The organism is Leuconostoc palmae, from assembly GCF_019656075.1.
Lineage (GTDB): Bacteria > Bacillota > Bacilli > Lactobacillales > Lactobacillaceae > Leuconostoc > Leuconostoc palmae.
Map to the genome: position 1 here is coordinate 24,083 of NZ_BPKZ01000006.1, position 22,184 is coordinate 46,266.

Here is a 22,184-nt window from a genome sequence, read left to right on the forward strand (position 1 = left end):
AGCCAGCGTACATAAATCAGAGGAGTACACAAATGACGGATGAACAACGTCCAGATGATCTTAAAAATGGCCACCAATTAGTTGATACAGTTAACGTGGATGGTAAGGTAATGAGCGCTGATGAAATTCTAATGAGAGCTCGACATCGTTTACAAGAGAGGCGAAAAGAGAGTCAAGATAATCACACACTCACAAAAAAATCAGGACAGTCTTCCCCAAAAAGAGAAATCAGTGGTATTGTTGTTGACAGGTCGAACAGTCATCATCAACCAAAAATAAACCAACCAATATTTCATAATAACAATGTTGAAACACCAGACCCTTTTGCTTCAGAAATATTAACTATTAATGAAATTCAGATTGAAAAAGAAGTCGCGTCGACTAAAGAGAACAATCAGGCAACTTTAGTAAAAGGGTCAGCATGGCTATCTGCTGGTAATATTTTGTCTAGAATATTGGGAGCGATATATATTGTGCCATGGATGGCTTTGCTGGGATCAAATTCAAATAGAGCTAATGCTTTATTTGCCCAAGGCTATACAATTTATGCTATTTTTTTAGCAATTGCTACCTTTGGTATTCCATCTGCTATCTCTAAACTTGTCGCTGAATTTAATGCAAGACAAAATAATTTTCAGTCACGTGAGTTAAAAAGACAATCTATTTTGCTTGGTATAGTTTTAGGTATTGTATTTGGATCAGCAATTTATATTTTAACCCCATGGTTATCTGGCGGAAATCCTAATTTTATTCCGGTATTACATTCATTGGCACCAGCAGTTGCTATTTTTCCATTAATGTCAATGTTAAGAGGTATTTTCCAAGGCTATCAATTAATGAGCATATCAGCTTTATCACAGGTAGTTGAACAAATTGCTAGAGTAATTTATATGCTAGTAACGGCAGTCGCAATTTTAAAAGTTAATCCAGGTAACTGGAGTGGTGTGGTTGTGCAATCAACCTTTGCTGCATTTATTGGCGCTATATTTAGTATGATTATTTTGCTTTGGGGATGGATTAAGTACCGTCATATTTTAAGCAAACCCCTTAATCATAGTCAACCGCAAGAAAAAGCGCGTACGTTTAGCTTGATTTTAAATATTTTGAAAGAATCATGGCCATTTATCATTATTGGTTCAGCGATAACACTGTTTCAATTATTTGATCAATATACTTATTTTGGCATTATGGCACATTTTTTTGCTTATACAAATGAGCAATTACAAATACATTTTGCACTTTTTAGTGCTAATCCAAACAAGCTCATTATGATTATCGTACCTTTTTCGACTAGTATAGCAGCAACTGCACTACCAATGCTTTCTGGTAGTAAAGCTACGTTAACTAAAGAAGATATACAAGAACAATTGAAGCAAGTGATTAAACTATTTGCTTTGGTAATGTTGCCAAGTGCTTTGGGAATGTTCGCCATTGCAGCTCCTTTGTATAGGATGTTTTATCCTATTGATGCATCAAATCAAGAAGGTATTTACTTATTGCAGTATTCGACAATACTTGCTATCGCCTTTAGTTTGTTTATGTTACTTGCATTTATATTACAAGCTTTGTCTGAGGCATCTATAGTGATAAAATCATTTATTTATGGCTTATTAGTAAAAGTGGTTTTGCAAGTACCATTAATTGCTTTTTTCCAAGGCATGGGAGCACTAATTGCAAGTGTCATTGGCATGCTTATCTCAATTGCGTTCATGTTGAATTATTTGAAAGTATTTTATGGTGTATCTTTATCTGATGTTAGTAATGAAATTTGGCAACTTTTTGCCGGAGCACTAGTGATGGCTATAGTTGCATATCTAATTGTTTTCATGATGAGCAATTATGTTTTCCCAGTAAATAGCAAACTATCTGTTACGTTAACATCATTGATAAGTGCAGCTTTTGGTGGGGTTACTGTCGTGCTAATTTATTCAAAATTAGGATTTGCTGATGCATTCCTTGGTATACGTGCGAGCCGTATTCCTAGAATTTTTAGACCAAAACGATAATTATTTTATCGTTTTTTTTATAAGTCATAAAAAATACTTAACAGACTATTTTTAGAGGCCATATTAGTGTATGCTAAAAATAAGTTTTGCGCTTAATGGAGGCATGCGATAATGGACAAAAATAATCAAACACTACTACAGCCAGATTTAGTCAATCAAATTCATAATAAAGTAACTTTTTTAAACCAATTTGAGTTAGCAATTATTAATAACCAGCTATATGAAATGTATTCTTTAATACGCGAAAATAACGCCGAATTACAGGAAAAAATTCAATCATTGCCCTTAATTGTATCAGACCTACAGCCATTGATATCAAGATATTTAGCGCCAAATTTGATTCGTTTTGTGCAAAAAACGTTACCCTTTTTATTTGTAGAACCATTAAATAATGATTTTGATAATTACGCTGTTTTTATTGGTGATTGGTGGAACCATCGAGAAATAGGGACACTAAATGTCATTTCTTCTGTAATGTCAGTTGATGAAAAAATAATAAATGAATTAAAGATTACGGAACAATTACCTTCAGGTGAAACTATTAACGATGATAAGATTCAAGAAATTAACAAGAATATTGAGGGATTACAAGAGTTTCTATCTGATAATACTAAGCGCAAATTAGAGTTGCAAGTTATCGAAGATCAATTAGAGGAACTAAAAACGAACAAATCTGGTTTGTTTGGACGGAATGATAAAAGTACAAAAGAAAGTTTAGAAAAAAAACAAGAGTTGCTTCAAGCAACACAAAAACGTGTTCCTGATGTTGAAAAAAAACTTGGAGTACACGAAGCAGAACTTCTGGCACTTGAAAAAGAAAATGCTTTGAGACAACTAGAGTTACAGTCTATTGTGGCAGAATTCAACTCTATTGAAGATTTTGTAGGACAAATCAATCGCTTACCTGATTCATATTTAAAATCACTGAAATAAGAGTAATTATATGACTAAATACGATGTACAAGAATATAGTAATCAATTAGAAAAAGATTTAAATTTATTTGAACAATGGCATACACTAATTGAAAATTTAATCGATACTGAATCGCTTGAAGTCATTTTAGATATTTTGAAAAAAATTGTACTATTTGACTTACATCAATCAAAAATGGTTCGTATTGATACACCAAAATGGTTTCCGGCAACACACTGGGTTACTGTTGCGTTTGCACAAATTGCTCGTAATGCCTCTTTAAATGATATTGAAATTATTTTGCCACAAGCTCAGCGTGTTGCAGAAATTCACTTTTCTGAATGGCCAAATGCTTCGTTCAGATTTGTAAAAGCACCATTAGATGCTGGTGGTTATTATTTGGAAGAAACAGCACAAGAACTAAGGGTAGTGTATTGGGACATTTTTGATAATCGTTTTTATTTGGATACAGAACAGTTTAGTAAACTTGTGCAGACCGAAGCGATTCAACTTGGTGGTGTGGCAGCATTGGCTGTTTTTCAACAGAGACTAACTAATATTGCAAAGCAACTTTCAGAAATTGGTTATGACAGTGTACTTCCTGGTATGGATAATACAGACCAAGATCAATTACTTATGAGACAAAAAGAGCTATTACCAGATGTATTAGATAGCTTATTTGTCAAAGCAGCAGAGCAACAATTTATTTTAAAAAAGATGAAATCAGCGGACAATGGTGTTGAGATTAATATTGGTGAAGTAGCCATACAGCTAGCACAAAGTACTTTGAGTGAACATCAAACTGAATGGTATTATAAGGTTGTCGACGAAAATAAGGACATCACCATCTACACGTTATTTCAACAACTACCATTTTTTTATAAATGGTATCAAACTCATATCAATGTAGTAGGGCTACGTGATAAGCGTGAAGTATTTGTAGATTAACACAAGATATGAGATGATGTTAGTGTTAATCTATTAAGAATATTTTGACAAAAACAATTAGCTATTGCTATAAAAAGGGGAATAACTATGACAATTTTGATTATTGTTGCAATTATTGCGATAATTGCAATTGTTTGGATCAGTGTGTATAACGGATTGGTCAAATCACGTATGCAAACCAAGGAATCTTGGAGTCAAATCGATGTACAATTGAAGCGTCGAAATGATTTAATTCCAAACTTAGTCAACACTGTAAAAGGATATGCAGATTTTGAAAAAACAACACTTCAAGCTGTTACTGATGCAAGGACTAAGGTTAACAATGCTCAGGGGCCAGCAGCAACAATGGCTGCATCTGACCAATTAACAGGAGCATTAACACACTTATTTGCTGTTGCTGAAGCTTATCCAGACTTGAAAGCTAGTACTAATTTTACAAAGTTACAAGAAGAATTAACTAATACTGAAAATAAAATTGCTTACTCACGCCAATTATTCAATACAACGACAGCGAGTTATAATACAAAGCTACAGTCTTTCCCAAGTAATATTATTGCAGGTATTCATCATTTTGAACCAAGCGAATTTATTGCAGTGCCTGAAAATGAAAAAGAAGTACCAACGGTTAAATTTTAATGTTATATGAACAGATACAATCTAATAAACGTCGAACATATTTTTTATTACTAGGTTTTCTAGTTGTTGTTGGTATTGTTGGCGCAGCAGTAGGATATCTGTTTTTCAGATCGTTACCGCTAGGCGTTATTGGTGCAATAGTTATAGGCGGCATATACGCTCTTATCATGATTACAAATTCAACTAATGTTGTAATGGCAATGAACAATGGTAAAGAAATTACTTCCCCAGATCAGGCGCCAGAATTATGGCACACGGTTGAAGACATGGCGATGGTTGCTCAACTACCAATGCCTAGGGTGTTCATTATTAACGATGATAGTCCTAATGCTTTTGCTACCGGAAATGATCCTAAAACAGCTGCTGTTGCCGCAACAACCGGTTTATTAAAAATAATGAATCGTAATGAACTTGAAGGCGTTATTGGACATGAAATGAGTCATGTTAGAAACTATGATATTCGCATTTCAACAATTGCCCTTGCATTGACTGCAGCTATTTCACTATTAACTAATCTAGGTAGTAATTGGTGGTTGTTTGGTGGGAATAGTCGTGATCGTGATAATCGTGATAATAATGGTGGTGTGCAAATATTAATGTTTGCCTTATCTATTTTAATTATGATATTCGCACCGCTGGTTGCTAGTATTATTCAGATGGCGATTTCTAGAAATCGTGAGTACTTAGCAGATGCAGGAAGTGTAGAGTTAACAAGAAATCCACAAGAGTTAATTTCAGCACTCAAAAAACTAAGTCATGCAGAGCCGATGCAGCAAGTAGATGAAGCTTCGGCGGCTTTATATATTAGTAATCCATTGAAAAAAACAGCTAATTTGTTTGATACTCATCCACCGATGGAAGAGAGAATTGCAAGGTTAGAAAAAATGTAAAGCACCTAAAAATCAGGTGTTTTTTTAAAAAATAAAAATAGCGATACATAGTGAACAAAGGCTTGATTTTTCTCATAAAAACCGTTAAAGTAATACCAATAACTAAATCTTTTGTTTGCAGATATATCGCTGGGAAATGGCCAGCAGTTTCTACCACGCCCCATAAGTCGTGACTATCCGCAAGTGTGAAGCGATAATTGGTCGTAAAAGCATTTGTGGATCTGTCGTGTCCCAAATGCTTTTTTTACTGTTAATAAATATTATTTAGTTTCATTAAAAAATACTCGGCGGATCCGTTAATACTAGTGTTAACAAAAAGGCCAAATTGATAAGTTAAAATCAGTAAACTATTAAACAATTTACTGATAGTATTTAAAATTGGAGAATCTCATGCAAAAATTTTTCTTAGACGATGAAAAGCCTAAGTTCAGCTCACGTAATAAGTTTGCTAAGATGGGCTTAACGTTTGATGATATGAAATTGGTTTATGCTCAGACATCATCAGTTAGTGTAGATGATATAGATGTTAGTACAACGCTCACACCAACTTTGAAGCTTAAGATACCATTGATTTCAGCAGCAATGGATACTGTAACAGAATCACACTTTGCTACTGAAATTGCTAAATTAGGCGGTTTAGGTGTTATTCATAAAAATATGACGATTGCTGAACAAGCAGATGAGGTTAAACGTGTAAAAGAAGCAAAATTTGATTCTCATAATTTTTCTAATGCTGCAACAGATGATAATGGCAGACTTTTGGTAGCTGGAGCTGTGGGTGTGACTTCTGATACGGTTAAACGTGTTGAAGCTATGGCTGCTGTTGGTGTTGATGCGATTGTACTTGACTCTGCTCATGGTCATTCAGAAGGTGTTTTACGTAAGGTTTCTGAAGTGCGTGAGGCTTTCCCAGATTTAAATATTATTGCTGGCAATATTGCAACAACTTCCGGAGCTGCTGCTTTGTATGATGCTGGTGCAGATGTTGTCAAAATTGGTATCGGACCAGGTTCAATTTGCACAACACGTGTTGTTGCAGGTATTGGTGTACCACAACTTTCTGCTGTTCGTGATGCTGCGGAAGAAGCTGCTCGTCGTGGGAAATCAATTATTGCTGATGGTGGTGCAAAAACACCAAAAGATATCACAAAAGCATTGGCAGCTGGTGGAAATGCTGTTATGCTCGGGTCAATGTTTTCTGGTACTGAAGAAACACCAGGAGAAATTTTTGAAGACAATGGTAAGCAATATAAAACATACAGAGGTATGGGATCAATTGCTGCAATGGAAGCTGGTTCTAAAGACCGTTACTTCCAAGGAGAAGTTAACGAAGCCAAGAAGATGGTACCAGAAGGTATCGAAGCCCGCGTTGCTTACAAAGGGGCTTTATCAGACGTATTAGCAAAGATAATGACCGCTATCCGTGAAGAAATGGCTAAGATGGACGAAAGCTCAGTTGCTGACTTATCAAAAAATGGTCGTATGACACGTGATATCAGTGTTACTGACTATGAAGCGGAAGTAGCACATGTCAAAAAGTCTTATACAATTCCAACATTTTAATGTTTGTATCACGGAGAGAAAATATGTCTGAAAATAATGAAAACAAAGGCTTGGGTTATGACCAAGTATTATTAGTTCCAGGAGCTTCCAATGTGCTCCCTCACACAGTATCTTTGGCAACACGATTGGCAGATGGCTTTGTTTTGAACATGCCATTAGTTTCAGAAGCCAACGGTACAGCAACGGACAATCGTGTTGTGGCAACTGCTTTAAATGGTGGCCTAGGTGTGGTAGCCGAACAAGAAGATATTGCAGCACAAATGGCTGTGATATCTGCTGCTAAAGCAACAGAAGTAGACAATGAGAAATATCCTAATGCGTTTGTTGACGATAAAGGTCGTGTCCGTGTAGCCGCTGAAGTTTGGTTGACTAAGGGTGCACAAGCACGTGTGGATAAACTTGTGGCCGCTGGTGCTGATGCTATTTTCTTCTATTTGCAAGATGACTTAAATCAAGAAACAAATGCCATTGTCAAAGCAGTTCGTAAGGCCTTTCCAAAAACTTTCTTAGCAGTTGGTGCGGTGGAAGACCAAGGTATTGCTGGTGCTTTGTATCAAGATGGCGTTGATGCAGTGATTGCTGGTCGTTCAGTGAACTCACCATTGCCAAATAATGCATTGTACCCATTCTTAACAACAACAATGGCAATTGCAGAAGTAGCCTCAGAGTTTGATAAAACAGTTATTGCCTCAGGCGGTGTCCATTATTCAGGAGATGTAGTTAAAGCGATTTCTGCTGGTGCTGATGCTATCTTGGTTACTGATTTACTCAAGGGTGAAGTCCTTGAAGCTGATGGCACATTTGTTGGTGGTGACATGTCAATTGATGATGCAATCTTCCAAGCAGATGGTGGCTTGCGTGCCGGCATGGGTTACACAGGATCATCTACTATTTTGGATTTAAAGCTGGGTGCACAATTCGTGCAAATCACAGATAATGGTTTGAGAGAATCACATCCACACGATGTCGAAATTACAAAAATTGCACCAAACTACGCTAAGTGATGATAACATTAGATCAAAAAGGGAGAGTAACCAAATGGCTGAAGTAAATGCCGATAAGGTCCTAGTTTTAGACTACGGTAGCCAATATAACCAATTAATTACCCGCCGCATTCGTGAGATGGGTGTTTTTTCAGAATTGAAGTCGCGTCATATGACTGCTGAGGAAGTTAAAGCATATAATCCTAAGGCAATTGTCTTATCTGGTGGGCCAAAGTCAGTGTATGAAGCTGATGCTTTCGCGATTGATAATGGTATCTTTGAATTAGGTATTCCTGTACTGGGTGTTTGCTACGGTATGCAATTGATGGCTCAAAACCTCGGTGGTCAGGTCGAAGCTAATCCTGGTAATGGTGAATTTGGCCAAACCATTCTAAAGAAAACAAAGTCAGCTGGTCGTTTATTTGCGCATACGCCCGAATCGCAAACTGTGTTGATGAGTCATTCAGACAATGTTGTTTCGTTACCAGAAGGGTTCGTTGTTGCTGGTGGATCAGACAAAACACCAATTGCAGCAATTGCTAATGATGAGCGACGCTTATATGGTGTCCAGTTTCACGCTGAAACGACACTGTCTGAACACGGTAAGCAAATTCTTCAAAACTTTGTATTAGATATTGCACAAGCAGAAGCAAATTGGGACATGAGTGGATTCATTGATGAACAAATTGCCCGAATTCGCGAAACTGTGGGTGATAAAAAAGTTTTGTTGGGCTTATCAGGTGGTGTTGATTCGTCAGTTGTTGGTGTACTTTTACATAAAGCTATTGGTAATCAATTAACTTCTATCTTTGTAGATCATGGATTGCTGCGCAAAAACGAGGCAGAACAAGTCATGACAATGATGGGCGACCAATTTGGTTTGAATATCATTAAAGTAGACGCACAAGATCGTTTCCTTTCAAAATTAGCTGGTGTCACAGATCCTGAACAGAAACGTAAAATCATTGGTAATGAATTTATTGAAGTCTTCAACGATGAAGCAACTAAGTTAAAAGATATCGATTTCTTAGCACAAGGAACACTTTATACCGATGTTATCGAGTCTGGTACGGATACGGCACAAACAATTAAGTCTCATCATAATGTTGGTGGGTTGCCAGAAGATATGCAGTTTAAGTTGATTGAACCATTGAACACACTCTTTAAAGATGAAGTTCGTGAGTTGGGTGAAGCATTGAATATGCCACACGAAATGGTTTGGCGTCAGCCATTCCCAGGTCCTGGCTTAGGTATTCGCATTCTAGGTGATATTACCGAAGATAAGCTAGAAATCGTCCGTGATTCTGATTGGATTTTGCGTGATGAAATTGCAAAAGCAGGTCTTGAAGGCGATGTTTGGCAGTATTTTACTGTCTTGACAGGTGTTCGCTCTGTTGGTGTAATGGGCGATTATCGTACGTATGATTATACAATTGCCATTCGTGCCATCACTTCTGTTGACGGTATGACGGCCGATTTTGCCCAATTACCTTGGCCATTACTGCAAAAGATTTCAGCACGTATTGTCAATGAAGTTGGACACATTAATCGTGTCGTCTACGATATTACGGCTAAGCCACCAGCAACTGTTGAGTGGGAATAATAACTTTTTATCCACGCTATATATAATCATTTTTTGGTGACTAGTGAGGACAATTAAATTAATTATGGATTGAAAGTATATTTAAGAACAAATGCATTTTGCGCTTGTTCTTTTTTAATAAAATATTTTCTTAAATTTTTTAAATAAATTATGTCAAATACTAATTATGTCAAATACTTTTTTACAAAGGGCAACAAGTGTATGCTTAATTGAGAGTTTAATTTATTATGGGGAGTATTATTTTATGTCGAGAAAGTTGTTTTGTGAAATATCACCTTTAACCTATAAGATTTCGTATGAATCTCATATCTTAAAACGTAAAATAAGAGATACTTTTAGAGTCAAAATTGCAAACAAAAAAAGTGAAAAAAAACTGCCATATTTAGTTTTCAAACATGAATCATTGATACGTAGACGCCTTCGAAAAGTATCAGTTCCGGTAGAAGAAGCTAAAGTAGCTAATCTAAAAATTGCGGCGCCAAAAGTCAATAACGTTATTATAAAACCAGGGGAGACTTTTTCTTTTTGGAGCTTAGTTGGTAGATGTACTGAACAAAATGGCTACCAACAGGGATTGATGGTGGCCAATGATGGGCAGCTAAAAAAAGGAACTGGTGGCGGATTATGTCAGTTTAGCAATTTAATTCATTGGATGGTTTTACATACACCACTAGATATTGTTGAAAAATATCATCATGAGCAAGTTGATATTTTTCCAGATTCTGATAGGAAAGTACCCTTTGGCAGTGGCACATCAATTGTTTACAATTATCTTGACTATAGATTTAAAAACAATACTTCGCAAACATATCAGTTAGTTACATATGTTGGAGAAACACATTTACATGGAGAACTTTATTGTTCTGCCCCACAAAATATCATTTATAAAGTGGAAATGGAGAATGAACGATTTGTTAAGCAAGGTGATCAGGTTTATAGATGTGGTAAAATTTACAAACGTTCTTTTGACAATGAGAGTAATTTGTTGACTAATGACCTTATACAAGAAAATCACGCAAGAGTAGCATATGATACAAGTCATCTTAATGTGATTACTGAGTAAGAAATATATAAACAAGTACTATATAGCGGTACTTAAAAAGTCACGTAGTGGTAGCTGCGTGACTTTTATTGATTAATTGAATGGTTAAAAGTATCAACTAAAAGTTGACTTTTCTCAGAGTATAAACTTTTAATTTTAGCTGAATAATCATTATAAGTACCATTACTTTTACCTTTTTCTGATCTTACTTGATCAAGTTTTGATAGCCCATTTTTAGTAATATCTTGCAATTTTTTGATATTGTCCTCGGTCATTTTTTTTCGTCCGTCAACATCTTGTGGTGAATTTTTTAATGATTGGTTAAAAGTATTTAACATCTCATCAGTTGATTGAGTCATTTTTTCAGTTAACTGAGACAATATCACTTTATCATCCTGTGATTCGGTTGTGGTCTGTAGTTTTTGACTTAAAAAAGATTGTGTGCTGGAAGTTGTATCTGTCTGACTAGTCATAATTAAAACAGTTACAATAGCTGCTATAACGACGATAACTAATAAAATTTTTTTCATTGTTATTTTCCTTCATAAATTTTTTTAGTTGTTATACTCAGCGTTTAACAACAAGGATATGTATGATAATTTTGGTTTATTAGATGTAACTGTCTCATTGTATCGTATATTAGTACCATAATAAAGTTGTATGTTCTAATTTAAATAGTTGAGGTAAGCTATGCAAAAAGACATGAATATAGCACTGTATTAAGATGATATATGTTTTATTCAAAAATGGGCTTGATTCAGGGAAATAGATTAACCATCAAATTTAAGTTTAAAATGTATAATTAAATTGAATTATTTTGGCATATATTTATATAATTAATCAGAAGAAATATTTAATACTATAAAAAAAGATCGTGTTAACACGATCTTTTTTTATGATGAAATAATTTGTCTATAGACTACTGTTGTGGACCAATATATTAACATATAAATGATGATGAGCAGGGCAATGCAAATGAAACTAACAATTATCAAAATATTAATATTATACATTGAAAAAACTGATAAAACATTTTTTAGTACAGGTAGTGCAAAAGCTAAATTGATGACAGCACCAACAATTGGTAAGAGAAAAACAGTAAGTACTTGGCTATTAATTGCTTTTCTTGTTTCCTGTTGACTAAGACCCAATTGCCGCATAATCGCATAGTTTGCCTTGTCTGAATAACCCTCAGAAACTTGTTTGTAGTAAATAATCATAGCAGTCGCGCAAATCATCACTAGACCAATGAGCACACCAATAAATAAGAAACCACCAAATAGTGAACCAAACAAATCTTTAATGACAAAGCGTGACGTGATGCTGGCAGGGTCGGCGTTGAGCAGATTAGGAAGTTTTTCACCAAATTGTTTACAAGCCGATTTAGTTCCAACAGTGTTAAAACTGGTGACGTAAAGTACAGGTGTGGGATTAATTTTTTGTGCGATCGCTTGTGATTTAGCGATAATAAAAATTGGTTTATAGGTGCTATGGTTGTATACAAAAGAAGTGTCAAATGATGTCACTGGTTTAACTTTGTATGTGTGACCATGAATTATAATCTCCTTGCCTTGATAAGTGTTGTCCGGACTGTACAAGAGAATTTCGTCATCAGCCAGATGATAATGTGAGCCTTCTATGTGATTATATTGTTGTAAGTCCAGCGACGATATCGCCACTTCAGTTTTTAAAGAATTATTGGCTTTAAAATAGTTATTTTTCAGTTCACCGTTTGTTGGCGTCGTCACAGTCATTTGGCGATGCGATTGAAGGCTTATATTTGTTTTGCTAGCAAATTGTGTTATCTGTTCATTCTGGACAAGATTAATGGGTGACGTAGAAACGATTTGAATATCTCTTTTACTCCATAAATTGAGTAGATTATTTTGGCCGGCGACAAGTGAGACAGAGGCGATAATTGATACTAAGGTGGCGGTACACAAAAGACTGATTGTTGCTAAGCCAGCACCGTTTTGCTTCATTCGAAAAAGCATGTTGGCGACAGCAATAAAATTTTTAGGCTTATAATAGTAATTTTCATTCTGCTTTAATAGCTTTAGAAACACGATACTTCCAACGATAAAAATCAGATAGGTACCAACCACGACAAGAATAATAGCGACCATCATCTGCAAAAATGCCGAGAGTGATGCTCGGGATGAGATAGAAATATAATAACCGATGGTGAGCACGATTAAGCCAGTGATTGCTAAAAATGTATGTCCTTTCGGTACTGTTTCCGGTTTAGAAGCTTTCTGCCACAGTGTCATAGGATTAATGTGGCGCAACCCCAAAAAATCGTATAGCGTCAGTAATAAGAAAATAATGGCAAAAATGATAGCAGCGATAGCAATAGGTTTTATGGTGAGTGTTTGATGAAGATGTTCAAAACTCAGCAGCACACGTAAACTCATTACAGAAAGTTTGGAAAAGGTAATACCAATAATTAGTCCAAGACCTGTACTGATGGCATAAAAAAGTAAATTTTCAATGCCGATGACTTGCCGCAAGTTGTGCTTGTTTAAACCTAGCATACTGTACAAACCAAGTTCTTTAGTACGTTGTTTATTCAAGGTTTGTTCAGCATAAATAATGGCCAAACCTGAAACTAATATGACAAAGCCAAGGCCAAGTTGCATAAGCGCAACAGCTATCGTACCAAAAGAAATATTTTTCAGGTTGGTATCATATAACATTGCTAAAAAGATATAAACAACAGCTATCCAAATGGTATTGGAGAAAATAAAGGGGAGGCTTTGATTTTTATTCTTAACAAGATGATGATAGGCGAGCTTAAATTGAATCATTGGCTAGTCACCTCTCTACTTTGTAAAGCAGCTAGACTGTTGATGATTTGTTCGAGGTAGTGACTGCGGTTTTGATCACCACGATAGAGTTCATTATAAATGATGCCATCTTTAATAAATAATGTGCGTTGAGCATAGCTTGCCGCCTCAGCACTGTGTGTCACCATTAGGATTGTTTGTCCACTGTGATTAATCTGATTAAATAATCGCAAGATTTTTTCGCTATTACCGGAATCCAAAGCGCCCGTCGGTTCATCGGCTAATAATAAATCCGGCTGTGTAATTAATGCTCGGGCAATCGCAATACGCTGTTTTTGTCCACCGGAAATTTCAGATGGCTGACGATCTAATAGGTTATCAATACCTAAAGCTTTGGATAATGGCTTGATACGGTCTATCATGAATTCATGTTTGGCTTTTGATAAAACCAGAGGCAAAAAAATATTATCACGATTATTAAATGTATCCAGTAAATTAAAGCTTTGAAAGACGAAACCCAAATGTTCTCTGCGAAACTGGGACGAGTCTTTTTCTGATAGATGACTAAGGTCAGTTTGATTAAGCGTTATTGTGCCACTAGTAGGCTGATCAAGTGTAGCAATAATATTGAGTAGCGTTGACTTACCGGCACCAGACTCACCCATGATAGCTACAAACTCACCTTTCTCAACTGAAAGATCAATATCTCTGAGGGCAACAATCTGATTAGTATTTCCCTCGGTAAAAACCTTTTTAATATGTTTTAAATTTAATAAACTCATAATTAAAACTCCTTTTATTGATACCCTGATTATAAAGAAGATTTACGATTGGTTGTAGTTACAAAAGCGAGAGAATACTTACAGTTTGTTATATTTTAATTTTTTAGGATTGAATTGAACCGCAACACTGGTTCCCTTTTGTTGATGTGATTGGATAGTGACTTGAATATCTAATATAGCAGCAATTCGTTGCACGATATAAAGTCCCATACCTGTGGCTTCACTATTAAGACGGCCATTTTTCCCGGTAAAACCTTGGTCAAAAATACGAGGTAGGTCGCTTTGCGAGATGCCAACGCCAAAATCTTTAATACATAAAGTGTGGTCGTCAAAAGTTAACGCAATTCGACTATTTTGAGATGAATATTTAATTGCATTACTAATCAGTTGTGTTAGCATGACACACAACCATTTTTGGTCAGATAACACCATAACTTCTGGTAGGGTAATTATAGGTACTACTTTGTGGGATAAAAAATAAGAGGTATTTTGTTTAACAACATCGGTAACACAAGTAGACAGAGATATGTACTCGAAATAAAGGTCTTTGTTAAAATCAGCCAAACGATCAATCGTTAAGAGTTGCTCAATATGATATGTCAGTAGGTAGGCTTTTTCGCTAACCAAATCACTTGGTACAACGGTATTATTTTCAGCTGCTAAGCTTAAGGTAGTTAAAGGGGTCTTCATTTCGTGACTCCATAAAGTCAAGTAATCTTGACGTTCTTTGAACGCTTCTATGAATTGTCGGTTATCCGCTTGTACTTTGTTCATAAAAGTTGTTAGGGTCTTGGCATATAAGTGACCATAAAACCCGTGCATTTTGATATTTGTGGATTTCTGTTCAATGATTGCTTTCTGAACCTGCTTTGTATCAATGATTTTTTGATAGATTCGTGTGCTAACGATAATCAAAAGAGGAATGATAGAATAACGTATGAGGTCGATTATGATAACTAAATCAATTTTGTAAAGATAGCCTAAAAAGCTTAACAGTAGCATCAATAGGCTATAGGCTAAGATGATAGGCCATTCAGATATGCTGATTTTGACATAAAGCTTGACAGTGTTCATGAGATAAATTTATAGCCTTTCCCGTATTCAGTGATAAGCCTATTTTTTAGCCCAACTTGCGTTAGTTTATCACGAAGCCGACTGATATTAACATTTAGAATGTTTTCATCTGTAAAATCACCATTTTGCCAAATACGTTTGATGATCTTTTCTTTGGAAATAGTCTGGTTTGGATTAAGCATTAATAATCTCAAAATGATACTTTCTGTTGTAGTCAGTTTGATACAATTTGTTGGGGTTTGCAGGATATTTGTCACAATACTTAAACTATAGTTGCCACATGTAATTGTATCAGTGAAGTCATCATATTGACCTATGCGTCGTAAAATTGCTTGAATTTTAGAAATAAAAACTGCTGTTGAAAAAGGTTTAGTTAAGTAATCGTCGGCACCAATGGCTATTGCTCTGATAGCATTAGGATCTAAACTAGCTGCCGAAACAAAAATAATAGGTACCTGTGAAAATGTACGAATTTTTTGCGTCCAGAAGAAACCATCAAAGTAAGGTAGGGTAATATCCATGACAATAATGTTTGGCTGGCACTGTTTAACTTCAGTATCAATTGCCTCAAAATCGGCTACACTAGACACGGCAAAATGCCATTTTTCAAGTGCTTGTCTCATTTGTTGGGTGATACCTTCATCATCTTCAATAATATAAACTTTTTGCATGGTTCATACTCCAATCTATTGTGCTCTTATTTTAAAAATGATCAGAACACATTTATCAACGATTATTTTAGCATAGTTAATTTATCTGAATAAGTCATTGATAATGTTTGCTAGTTATATTAACGATAATATGTTAAATAAAAAATGTAGTTTGTCATTTTTTCTTTTATGGTAGAATAGAAAATATATAGTTTAAATTTAACGTTGAGGGGATTAATGGCAATTAATTATCCGGCTGGTGCAAGACGTGGGTTCAATCAATCGACGAACACTATGAAATTAGGGAAAACAACACACAAAGCTTTAACCTTTGGAAAAAGAGGTATGGGTCTTGAAGATGAGATTAATTTAGCAAATGAATTTTATTTAGCGAATAATCTTGCAGTTATTCATAAAAAGCCAACCCCGATTACAATTGTGAAGGTTGATTATCCCGTCAGATCAGCTGCTAAAATAACCGAAGCTTATTTTAAACAAGCTTCAACAACTGATTATAATGGTGTTTATCAGGGACGATATATTGACTTTGATGCTAAAGAAACAAAAAATAAAACATCATTTCCACTTAAAAATTTTCATGAACATCAAATTGTTCATCTGGCTAATGTTTTGGCCCAAAATGGTGTTGGATTTGTGATTATTAAATTCACCAGTTTAAATGAAACATATATTTACCCTGCTAAACATCTCATCAAACAGTGGCAACGCCTAGGTGGTAAACAATCGATATCTTATCAAGATATAGTTCATGTCAGCTATCTTGTCCAATCCAGTTTAAATCCTTCATTAGACTATTTAAAGGCTGTTGACCAATATTTTGAGTATCTTAACTAACAGTAATTAGGAGCATCACGTCAATTATGGCAAATAATAACGAATGGTCGCGGGTAAACCGTAATCAAAATATTTATGATAATTATCCAGCAACAGAACCACCAAAAATGCCACCGTCAAATAATAATAATGGTGGAAAAGGAGGACCCAAAAAGCCAAAGAGAAAAAAGAGACATTGGTTTTTAGCAGTACTAATTTGGGTTTTTGTTATTGGCCTTATTGCTGGATTAGCTGGAACAGCAGTGTTTATTACTTATGCAAAAAGCGCTCCTAACATAACAGAATCAAGTCTTGCTTCAGAGCCGTCAAGCGCAATATATGATAGTCAAGGGAACCCAATTTGGAAATTATCAACAGTTGAGCGAGATTATGCCACTTCAAATCAAATTCCAAAAGAATTGAAACAAGCAGTTGTGTCAATTGAAGATCGTCGCTTTTACAAACATAACGGTGTTGATCCAATCAGAATTACTGGAGCTGCTTTGGCTAATTTACGTGGATCATCGCTTGGCATGCAGGGTGGGTCAACATTAACACAACAGCTCGTTAAATTGTCTGTATTTAGTACGTCAACTGCTGATCAGACATTGAAACGAAAAGCTCAAGAAGCATGGTTAGCATTGAGAGTGGAGAAAAACTTCAGTAAAGATGAAATTCTTACCTTTTATATGAACAAGGTCTATATGGGACATGGTATTTCTGGTATGAAAACTGCGGCGGAGTATTTTTATGGGAAGCCATTGACGCAATTATCCTTACCACAATTAGCTTTGTTAGCTGGCTTGCCACAATCACCAACCAATTATGACCCTTATTTAAAAAATAATACTGCAGCAAAAACACGGCGTGATACAGTTTTGCAAGCAATGGTTAAATATGGTGCTATTTCTCAAAGTCAAGCAGATGATGCTATTAAGACACCAATTAATGATGGGTTGGAAGATCTAACATCTAAAGCGCAATTAGCCAATTCAAATAGAAAAGTAGTTGATGCTTATGTACAGTCAACACTAGATGAAGCAAAGAAATTAGGTTATGATACAAACAAAGCTGGATTAAGAATCTATACCAGTATGGATTCCAATTTGCAACAATCTATGTACGATAATGCTAATGGAAATAATATTGCGTTTCCAGCTAGCAATACACAAATTGGTGCAACTATGACGAATCCAACTAACGGACGTGTGGTGGCTCAGATTGGCGGGCGTAATTTAGATGTCTTGCAAGGAACTAATCACGCAACCTTGTCTGGTCGGTCATCAGGTTCATCAATTAAACCATTATTAGATTATGGTCCTGCAATTGAATATTTGAACTGGCCAACTTACCGTACCATTGAAGATAAAGAATATAAATATGCAGGTACCGACAAATCGTTAAGTAGCTGGGATGGTAAATTTATGGGGAATATTACAATTCGTTCAGCCCTAACACAATCTCGAAATCCACCAGCTGTTCGAGCATTAGATGCCGTTGGCGGTGTTGATGCCGGAAAATTTGTTAACGGTATAGGAATTCCAACAGATCATACACCTGCTGGAACTGATGCCATTGGTATTGCTGTTTCTACCGAACAGGAAGCAGGAGCATTTGGAGCAGTTGCTAATGGTGGTACGTATTATAAGCCATCATATATCACTAAAATTGTTACGGCTGATGGGACAACTCACAACTACAATACTTCAGGTCAGCGGGCTATGAAGTCAAGCACTGCTTTCATGTTAACTGATATGATGAAGGGTGTTATCAAACCAAATGCCACGGCTAGTGATGCGATTATTCCAGGATTACATCAAGCAGGGAAATCTGGATTGGTTGGTTATGGTGAAGATGAAGGGATGCCTAACCAAGCTATTAAAGATGCATGGTTTACTGGTTACACAAAATCATATGTATTGTCTGTTTGGACTGGATATGACTATCCGAAAGAAAATTATATTCCTTGGACGTCTCAAGATTTGCCTGCGCAATTCTATCAGCGTGTTATGAGTTATGCAATGCAAAACAAGCCAAATACTGATTGGCAAGCACCTAATACAGTTACTCCGAAAGTTCGTGGTAACATTGTCGAATATGAAGTTAAAGGCGCAAAATGGAGTAATGGAGGATTACCACTTGTAAACTCTATTACTCAATCTGGTGAAACACCTGCTGAAGCAGGTATAACACAAGGTGCCGGAAATAATAACTAATTATAAAAAGCCTTGCGCAAAGCAGGGCTTTTTATAAACTAGGAGATTAAAATCATGTCACGCTTATGGGTAACTGGATATCGTAGTTATGAAATTGGAACATTTGGAAATGAAGACCCTAAAATTGAGATTCTAAAATATGCCTTAGAACAGGAGTTACGAGTTCTTATCGAACAAGGCGTGGATTGGATTCTAACAGGTGGTCAAATGGGGACAGAACAGTGGACCATTGAAGTAGCTTATAATTTAAAAAATGACTATCCTGATTTAAAAATAGCATTGCTATATCCTTTCAAAGGTTTTGGAGATCAATGGCAACAGTCTAGTAAAGACAAACTGAGACTAACTAAAAAACTAGTAGATTTTAGTGATACCGTTTCAAAATTACCTTATAAAAATCCGCAACAGTTAAAAAATTACCAAATTTTTATGCTGAGTCATACTGATTTAGCACTACTATTGTATGATACTGAATTTAAGGGTAAAGTATATTATGATTATCAAGCTATTTTAGCTAAGCAAGGTAAATCACCCTATCCATCTTATTTGGTAGACATGGACAAATTGCAAGACTATGCAATAGCTTATAATGAAATATTGCATGATACAACTCAATTTTTCGAATAACGTGTTATAAACTTGTAATTTAAAAAATTTATTGGTAATATTAAAGAAGTAAAGAAATGGAATTGAGGTGTGACTTGTGGAACAAGTAAAGTACACGCAAAAAGATATTTTAGAACGCGTTTTTAAACAAAAGCGTATGGGAGTTGGTTACGATCCAGCTGATGTAGATAGTTTTTTGGATGATATTATTAAAGATTATGGAGCCTTTACTGGTCGTATTGAACAACTTCAAAGTGAAGTATCACGATTGCAAACCGCTTTAAAGTCATCACAGGAACAATTGGTAATTGTTAAGCAACAACAACAAGTTACAGCAGCAAATATTGCGCAATCAGTTGAACCTGTCGTAGAAGCACCTAAGCCAGCTCAAGTTGTAACTAATTTAGATTTGATTAAACGTGTTGCAAATCTTGAACGTGCAGTTTTCGGACATGATTCTGAAAACGTATAATTTTTAAGAGTAGCAGTAATTTGTAAGTATCGGGTAATTGCGCGTTATAATTCTAACGTGAGGAAGGTCCATGCTCGCACAACCTGAGATGGTTGTAGTGATTGTGCTGGGATAAAAAATAAACCCAGGGGCAGTGATGTCACGGCGGTCGAAAAGGCTAAGGCTTATTAATATAGCTATGTCTAAATAGGCTCGAAGGTGCCATAGAAACGTATACATTAGTGAAAGCTAGTGTTTGAGACGAGGTAAACCCCACAAGTGGGCAACCCAAACTTTTGGTAGGGGCGGCTAATCTAGCAAATTGAAGCGATGGTTGGTATGGTTTGCTGATGCAAACTTAGATAGATGATTACCGATGGTGTTATATACCTGAATAACACTTGAACAAAACATGGCCTACAGATACTTACAACAGGGGACGTCACATTGTGGCGTTTTTTTATTTTATACACATTTATAACTATATACAGCTATAATCTGAATAACATGTGCTTTTAATTGCATAAAAATTCATTATAAGATATGATTAATTACGTTAATAATTGATTGAGGAGTAAATTTAATATGAAGAGTAAAATAATAAAAAAGATGGTCACGGTGCTGTTTACTGTGATGTTACTATTTCCTATATTCCTGCTTACAGCACCTCAGGCACATGCTGATGATACCGATGCAACCTATGCCGCAATCAAAAAGCGTGGCGTATTAGTTGTCGGATTATCAGCAGATTATGCGCCATTTGAATTTCATGCGACGGTTCAAGGTAGAGATCAAATTGTTGGTTTCGAAGTGTCAATGGCTAAACAAATCGCTAAAGATTTAGGTGTTAAGTTACAAATCAAGGAAATGGGGTTTGATGGGTTAATTGGTGCGGTGCAAACTGGAAAAATCGATGTTATTATTTCAGGTATCAATGCTACTTCAGAGAGAGAAAAAGTCGTTGATTTTTCAAAATCATATTTGTCACCTAAACAGACGGTACTGATACTCAAGAAAAATGCTGAAAAATATACAACTGATGTTAATTCATTTTCAGGACAAAAAATAGGCGCTCAGAGACAAACAACTCAAGAAACATTTGTTCAAGATAATATGTCAGGATCAAAACTTGTGAGTTTACAGAAAGTTCCCGATTTAGTTTCTCAATTATCAGCAGGTAAAATTGCTGGAGTTGTGTTAAATGATCCAATCTCTGAAGCATACGCTCAACAAAATAAAACGTTAAAAGTAATTTATCCAAAACCAAATGAATCAGAAGGTGCTGTTTCAGTTGCAATGCCGAAGAACTCACCTGTACTAAAAGAAAAAATTAATCAATCTATTGATAATATTGTATCTTCGGGAAAATTGAAGGCATATCAAAAAGAGGCAAATACATTGATGTTTGCTAAGCAATCATTTTGGGCTAAATATGGAAACTTGTTTATCAAAGGTACGCTAATTACGCTTGCTTTAGCAGCAGTAGCAGTTATAATTGGTTCTATTTTAGGAACAGTATTTGCGCTATTTAAATTATCACCAAATTTCATATTGAAAGCACTTGGCAATATTTATGTTGAGTATGTTAGAGGAACACCATTATTAGTTCAAGCATTTATGGTTTTCTTTGGTACTCAAGTTATTGGATTAAACTTATCAGCATTTGCAGCGGGCGCATTAGCAATGGGATTAAATTCTGCAGCTTATGTTGCAGAAATTATTCGATCAGGTATTAACTCTGTTAATTATGGTCAAACTGAAGCAGCTCGATCATTAGGATTGTCAAAGGGTAAGACAATGAGGTTTATTATTTTACCTCAAGCAATTAAAAATATTCTGCCAGCATTAGGAAATGAATTTGTTACTGTTATTAAAGAAGGTTCGGTTGTTTCTGTTATTGGTGTTGGAGAATTAATGTTTGAAACTGGTGTTGTTCAAGGGGCAAGTTTTCAACCGTTTTTCCCACTATTGATTACATCGCTTATATATTTTGTACTAACATTTGGTATTAGTCGTGCTTTGGGATATGCTGAAAAACGCATGGCTCGCACAGGACGTTAAACGCATCAGCATTTGCTGATGCGTTTTTTATTTTGAAAAATAAAAACGCTTACAATACAAACGTTCGTTAATAGTAGTCAAAAATCATTAATCGTTCGGTAATAACGAACTAAATCTTATATTATTTGAATATTCTTATT

At 35.5% G+C, this 22,184-nt stretch carries 19 protein-coding genes, 1 other RNA gene and 1 riboswitch; of the genes, 15 read left to right on the forward strand and 5 right to left on the reverse strand.

The features are described 5' to 3' along the window. The first annotated feature begins 32 nt into the window (after positions 1 to 32). From K5Q12_RS04295 to K5Q12_RS04335, 9 genes are all read left to right on the forward strand, one after another. Entirely contained in the window at positions 33 to 2,006 is a 1,974-nt protein-coding gene (locus K5Q12_RS04295) for a putative polysaccharide biosynthesis protein (RefSeq protein WP_220742485.1), read from the forward strand. Positions 2,007 to 2,117: 111 nt separating this feature from the next. Then, a complete protein-coding gene (locus tag K5Q12_RS04300; protein WP_246570494.1) occupies positions 2,118 to 2,939 on the forward strand; it encodes a hydrolase in 822 nt (273 codons plus the stop codon). 10 nt (positions 2,940 to 2,949) lie between these two features. Beyond that, positions 2,950 to 3,867, forward strand: coding sequence for a hypothetical protein (locus K5Q12_RS04305; protein ID WP_220742486.1), 918 nt, complete (start codon positions 2,950 to 2,952; stop codon positions 3,865 to 3,867). 87 nt (positions 3,868 to 3,954) lie between these two features. After that, positions 3,955 to 4,503 carry a LemA family protein gene (locus K5Q12_RS04310; RefSeq protein ID WP_220742487.1) on the forward strand — a complete coding sequence of 183 codons (549 nt, stop codon included), beginning with the start codon at positions 3,955 to 3,957 and terminating at the stop codon, positions 4,501 to 4,503. After that, positions 4,503 to 5,393, forward strand: a complete 891-nt coding sequence (htpX, locus tag K5Q12_RS04315) for a zinc metalloprotease HtpX (RefSeq protein ID WP_220742488.1) — start codon at positions 4,503 to 4,505, stop codon at positions 5,391 to 5,393. The genes K5Q12_RS04310 and htpX overlap by 1 nt, the downstream gene beginning before the upstream one ends. 99 nt (positions 5,394 to 5,492) lie before the next feature. Next, a riboswitch (purine riboswitch) is annotated at positions 5,493 to 5,589 on the forward strand. Between the two features lie 194 nt (positions 5,590 to 5,783). Beyond that, positions 5,784 to 6,956, forward strand: a complete 1,173-nt coding sequence (guaB, locus tag K5Q12_RS04320) for an IMP dehydrogenase (RefSeq protein ID WP_220742489.1) — start codon at positions 5,784 to 5,786, stop codon at positions 6,954 to 6,956. Positions 6,957 to 6,979: 23 nt separating this feature from the next. Further along, positions 6,980 to 7,960: an IMP dehydrogenase gene (locus K5Q12_RS04325; RefSeq protein WP_220742490.1), complete on the forward strand. Its 981-nt coding sequence runs from the start codon at positions 6,980 to 6,982 to the stop codon at positions 7,958 to 7,960. Positions 7,961 to 7,994: 34 nt separating this feature from the next. Further along, the gene (guaA, locus tag K5Q12_RS04330) at positions 7,995 to 9,542 is read left to right on the forward strand and encodes a glutamine-hydrolyzing GMP synthase (protein ID WP_220742491.1); all 1,548 of its coding nucleotides are present in this window, start codon (positions 7,995 to 7,997) and stop codon (positions 9,540 to 9,542) included. 244 nt (positions 9,543 to 9,786) lie between these two features. Then, the gene (locus K5Q12_RS04335) at positions 9,787 to 10,605 is read left to right on the forward strand and encodes a VanW family protein (protein ID WP_220742492.1); all 819 of its coding nucleotides are present in this window, start codon (positions 9,787 to 9,789) and stop codon (positions 10,603 to 10,605) included. A 65-nt stretch (positions 10,606 to 10,670) separates the two neighbouring features. Here the strand turns inward: K5Q12_RS04335 and K5Q12_RS04340 are convergent, their stop codons facing one another. The 5 genes from K5Q12_RS04340 to K5Q12_RS04360 all read right to left on the reverse strand — a co-directional run bounded on the left by K5Q12_RS04340 (position 10,671) and on the right by K5Q12_RS04360 (position 15,897). Then, positions 10,671 to 11,114 (reverse strand): hypothetical protein, encoded by a 444-nt coding sequence (locus K5Q12_RS04340; protein WP_220742493.1) that lies wholly within the window; start codon positions 11,112 to 11,114, stop codon positions 10,671 to 10,673. A 363-nt stretch (positions 11,115 to 11,477) separates the two neighbouring features. Then, positions 11,478 to 13,391 carry an FtsX-like permease family protein gene (locus K5Q12_RS04345; protein ID WP_220742494.1) on the reverse strand — a complete coding sequence of 638 codons (1,914 nt, stop codon included), beginning with the start codon at positions 13,389 to 13,391 and terminating at the stop codon, positions 11,478 to 11,480. After that, complete coding sequence (locus K5Q12_RS04350; RefSeq protein WP_220742495.1) at positions 13,388 to 14,152, reverse strand: ABC transporter ATP-binding protein; 765 nt, start codon at positions 14,150 to 14,152, stop codon at positions 13,388 to 13,390. Before K5Q12_RS04350 ends, K5Q12_RS04345 begins: the two co-directional genes overlap by 4 nt. 78 nt (positions 14,153 to 14,230) lie before the next feature. Further along, positions 14,231 to 15,226 (reverse strand): sensor histidine kinase, encoded by a 996-nt coding sequence (locus tag K5Q12_RS04355; protein WP_220742496.1) that lies wholly within the window; start codon positions 15,224 to 15,226, stop codon positions 14,231 to 14,233. Next, a complete protein-coding gene (locus K5Q12_RS04360) occupies positions 15,223 to 15,897 on the reverse strand; it encodes a response regulator transcription factor (protein WP_220742497.1) in 675 nt (224 codons plus the stop codon). The genes K5Q12_RS04355 and K5Q12_RS04360 overlap by 4 nt, the downstream gene beginning before the upstream one ends. 216 nt (positions 15,898 to 16,113) lie before the next feature. Here K5Q12_RS04360 and recU point away from each other — a divergent pair, with 216 nt between their 5' ends. The 6 genes from recU to K5Q12_RS04390 all read left to right on the forward strand — a co-directional run bounded on the left by recU (position 16,114) and on the right by K5Q12_RS04390 (position 22,044). Then, positions 16,114 to 16,731, forward strand: a complete 618-nt coding sequence (gene recU / locus K5Q12_RS04365) for a Holliday junction resolvase RecU (RefSeq protein ID WP_220742498.1) — start codon at positions 16,114 to 16,116, stop codon at positions 16,729 to 16,731. Positions 16,732 to 16,757: 26 nt separating this feature from the next. Beyond that, positions 16,758 to 18,926 (forward strand): transglycosylase domain-containing protein, encoded by a 2,169-nt coding sequence (locus K5Q12_RS04370; RefSeq protein WP_220742499.1) that lies wholly within the window; start codon positions 16,758 to 16,760, stop codon positions 18,924 to 18,926. A 54-nt stretch (positions 18,927 to 18,980) separates the two neighbouring features. Further along, positions 18,981 to 19,553 carry an SLOG family protein gene (locus K5Q12_RS04375; RefSeq protein WP_220742500.1) on the forward strand — a complete coding sequence of 191 codons (573 nt, stop codon included), beginning with the start codon at positions 18,981 to 18,983 and terminating at the stop codon, positions 19,551 to 19,553. Positions 19,554 to 19,629: 76 nt separating this feature from the next. Beyond that, the gene (gpsB, locus tag K5Q12_RS04380) at positions 19,630 to 20,004 is read left to right on the forward strand and encodes a cell division regulator GpsB (RefSeq protein ID WP_220742501.1); all 375 of its coding nucleotides are present in this window, start codon (positions 19,630 to 19,632) and stop codon (positions 20,002 to 20,004) included. Positions 20,005 to 20,029: 25 nt separating this feature from the next. Then, positions 20,030 to 20,408, forward strand: an RNA gene (gene rnpB, locus K5Q12_RS04385) — RNase P RNA component class B. A 160-nt stretch (positions 20,409 to 20,568) separates the two neighbouring features. Further along, positions 20,569 to 22,044 (forward strand): ABC transporter substrate-binding protein/permease, encoded by a 1,476-nt coding sequence (locus K5Q12_RS04390; protein WP_220742502.1) that lies wholly within the window; start codon positions 20,569 to 20,571, stop codon positions 22,042 to 22,044. The last annotated feature ends 140 nt before the right edge of the window (positions 22,045 to 22,184 follow it).

What these genes read in the sequence shown, in the direction of transcription:
- K5Q12_RS04295 (WP_220742485.1), top strand. Translation starts at nt 33, where the DNA reads ATGACGGATGAACAACGTCCAGATGATCTTAAAAATGGCCACCAATTA.
- K5Q12_RS04300 (WP_246570494.1), top strand. Translation starts at nt 2,118, where the DNA reads ATGGACAAAAATAATCAAACACTACTACAGCCAGATTTAGTCAATCAA.
- K5Q12_RS04305 (WP_220742486.1), top strand. Translation starts at nt 2,950, where the DNA reads ATGACTAAATACGATGTACAAGAATATAGTAATCAATTAGAAAAAGAT.
- K5Q12_RS04310 (WP_220742487.1), top strand. Translation starts at nt 3,955, where the DNA reads ATGACAATTTTGATTATTGTTGCAATTATTGCGATAATTGCAATTGTT.
- htpX (WP_220742488.1), top strand. Translation starts at nt 4,503, where the DNA reads ATGTTATATGAACAGATACAATCTAATAAACGTCGAACATATTTTTTA.
- guaB (WP_220742489.1), top strand. Translation starts at nt 5,784, where the DNA reads ATGCAAAAATTTTTCTTAGACGATGAAAAGCCTAAGTTCAGCTCACGT.
- K5Q12_RS04325 (WP_220742490.1), top strand. Translation starts at nt 6,980, where the DNA reads ATGTCTGAAAATAATGAAAACAAAGGCTTGGGTTATGACCAAGTATTA.
- guaA (WP_220742491.1), top strand. Translation starts at nt 7,995, where the DNA reads ATGGCTGAAGTAAATGCCGATAAGGTCCTAGTTTTAGACTACGGTAGC.
- K5Q12_RS04335 (WP_220742492.1), top strand. Translation starts at nt 9,787, where the DNA reads ATGTCGAGAAAGTTGTTTTGTGAAATATCACCTTTAACCTATAAGATT.
- K5Q12_RS04340 (WP_220742493.1), bottom strand. Translation starts at nt 11,114, where the DNA reads ATGAAAAAAATTTTATTAGTTATCGTCGTTATAGCAGCTATTGTAACT.
- K5Q12_RS04345 (WP_220742494.1), bottom strand. Translation starts at nt 13,391, where the DNA reads ATGATTCAATTTAAGCTCGCCTATCATCATCTTGTTAAGAATAAAAAT.
- K5Q12_RS04350 (WP_220742495.1), bottom strand. Translation starts at nt 14,152, where the DNA reads ATGAGTTTATTAAATTTAAAACATATTAAAAAGGTTTTTACCGAGGGA.
- K5Q12_RS04355 (WP_220742496.1), bottom strand. Translation starts at nt 15,226, where the DNA reads ATGAACACTGTCAAGCTTTATGTCAAAATCAGCATATCTGAATGGCCT.
- K5Q12_RS04360 (WP_220742497.1), bottom strand. Translation starts at nt 15,897, where the DNA reads ATGCAAAAAGTTTATATTATTGAAGATGATGAAGGTATCACCCAACAA.
- recU (WP_220742498.1), top strand. Translation starts at nt 16,114, where the DNA reads ATGGCAATTAATTATCCGGCTGGTGCAAGACGTGGGTTCAATCAATCG.
- K5Q12_RS04370 (WP_220742499.1), top strand. Translation starts at nt 16,758, where the DNA reads ATGGCAAATAATAACGAATGGTCGCGGGTAAACCGTAATCAAAATATT.
- K5Q12_RS04375 (WP_220742500.1), top strand. Translation starts at nt 18,981, where the DNA reads ATGTCACGCTTATGGGTAACTGGATATCGTAGTTATGAAATTGGAACA.
- K5Q12_RS04390 (WP_220742502.1), top strand. Translation starts at nt 20,569, where the DNA reads ATGAAGAGTAAAATAATAAAAAAGATGGTCACGGTGCTGTTTACTGTG.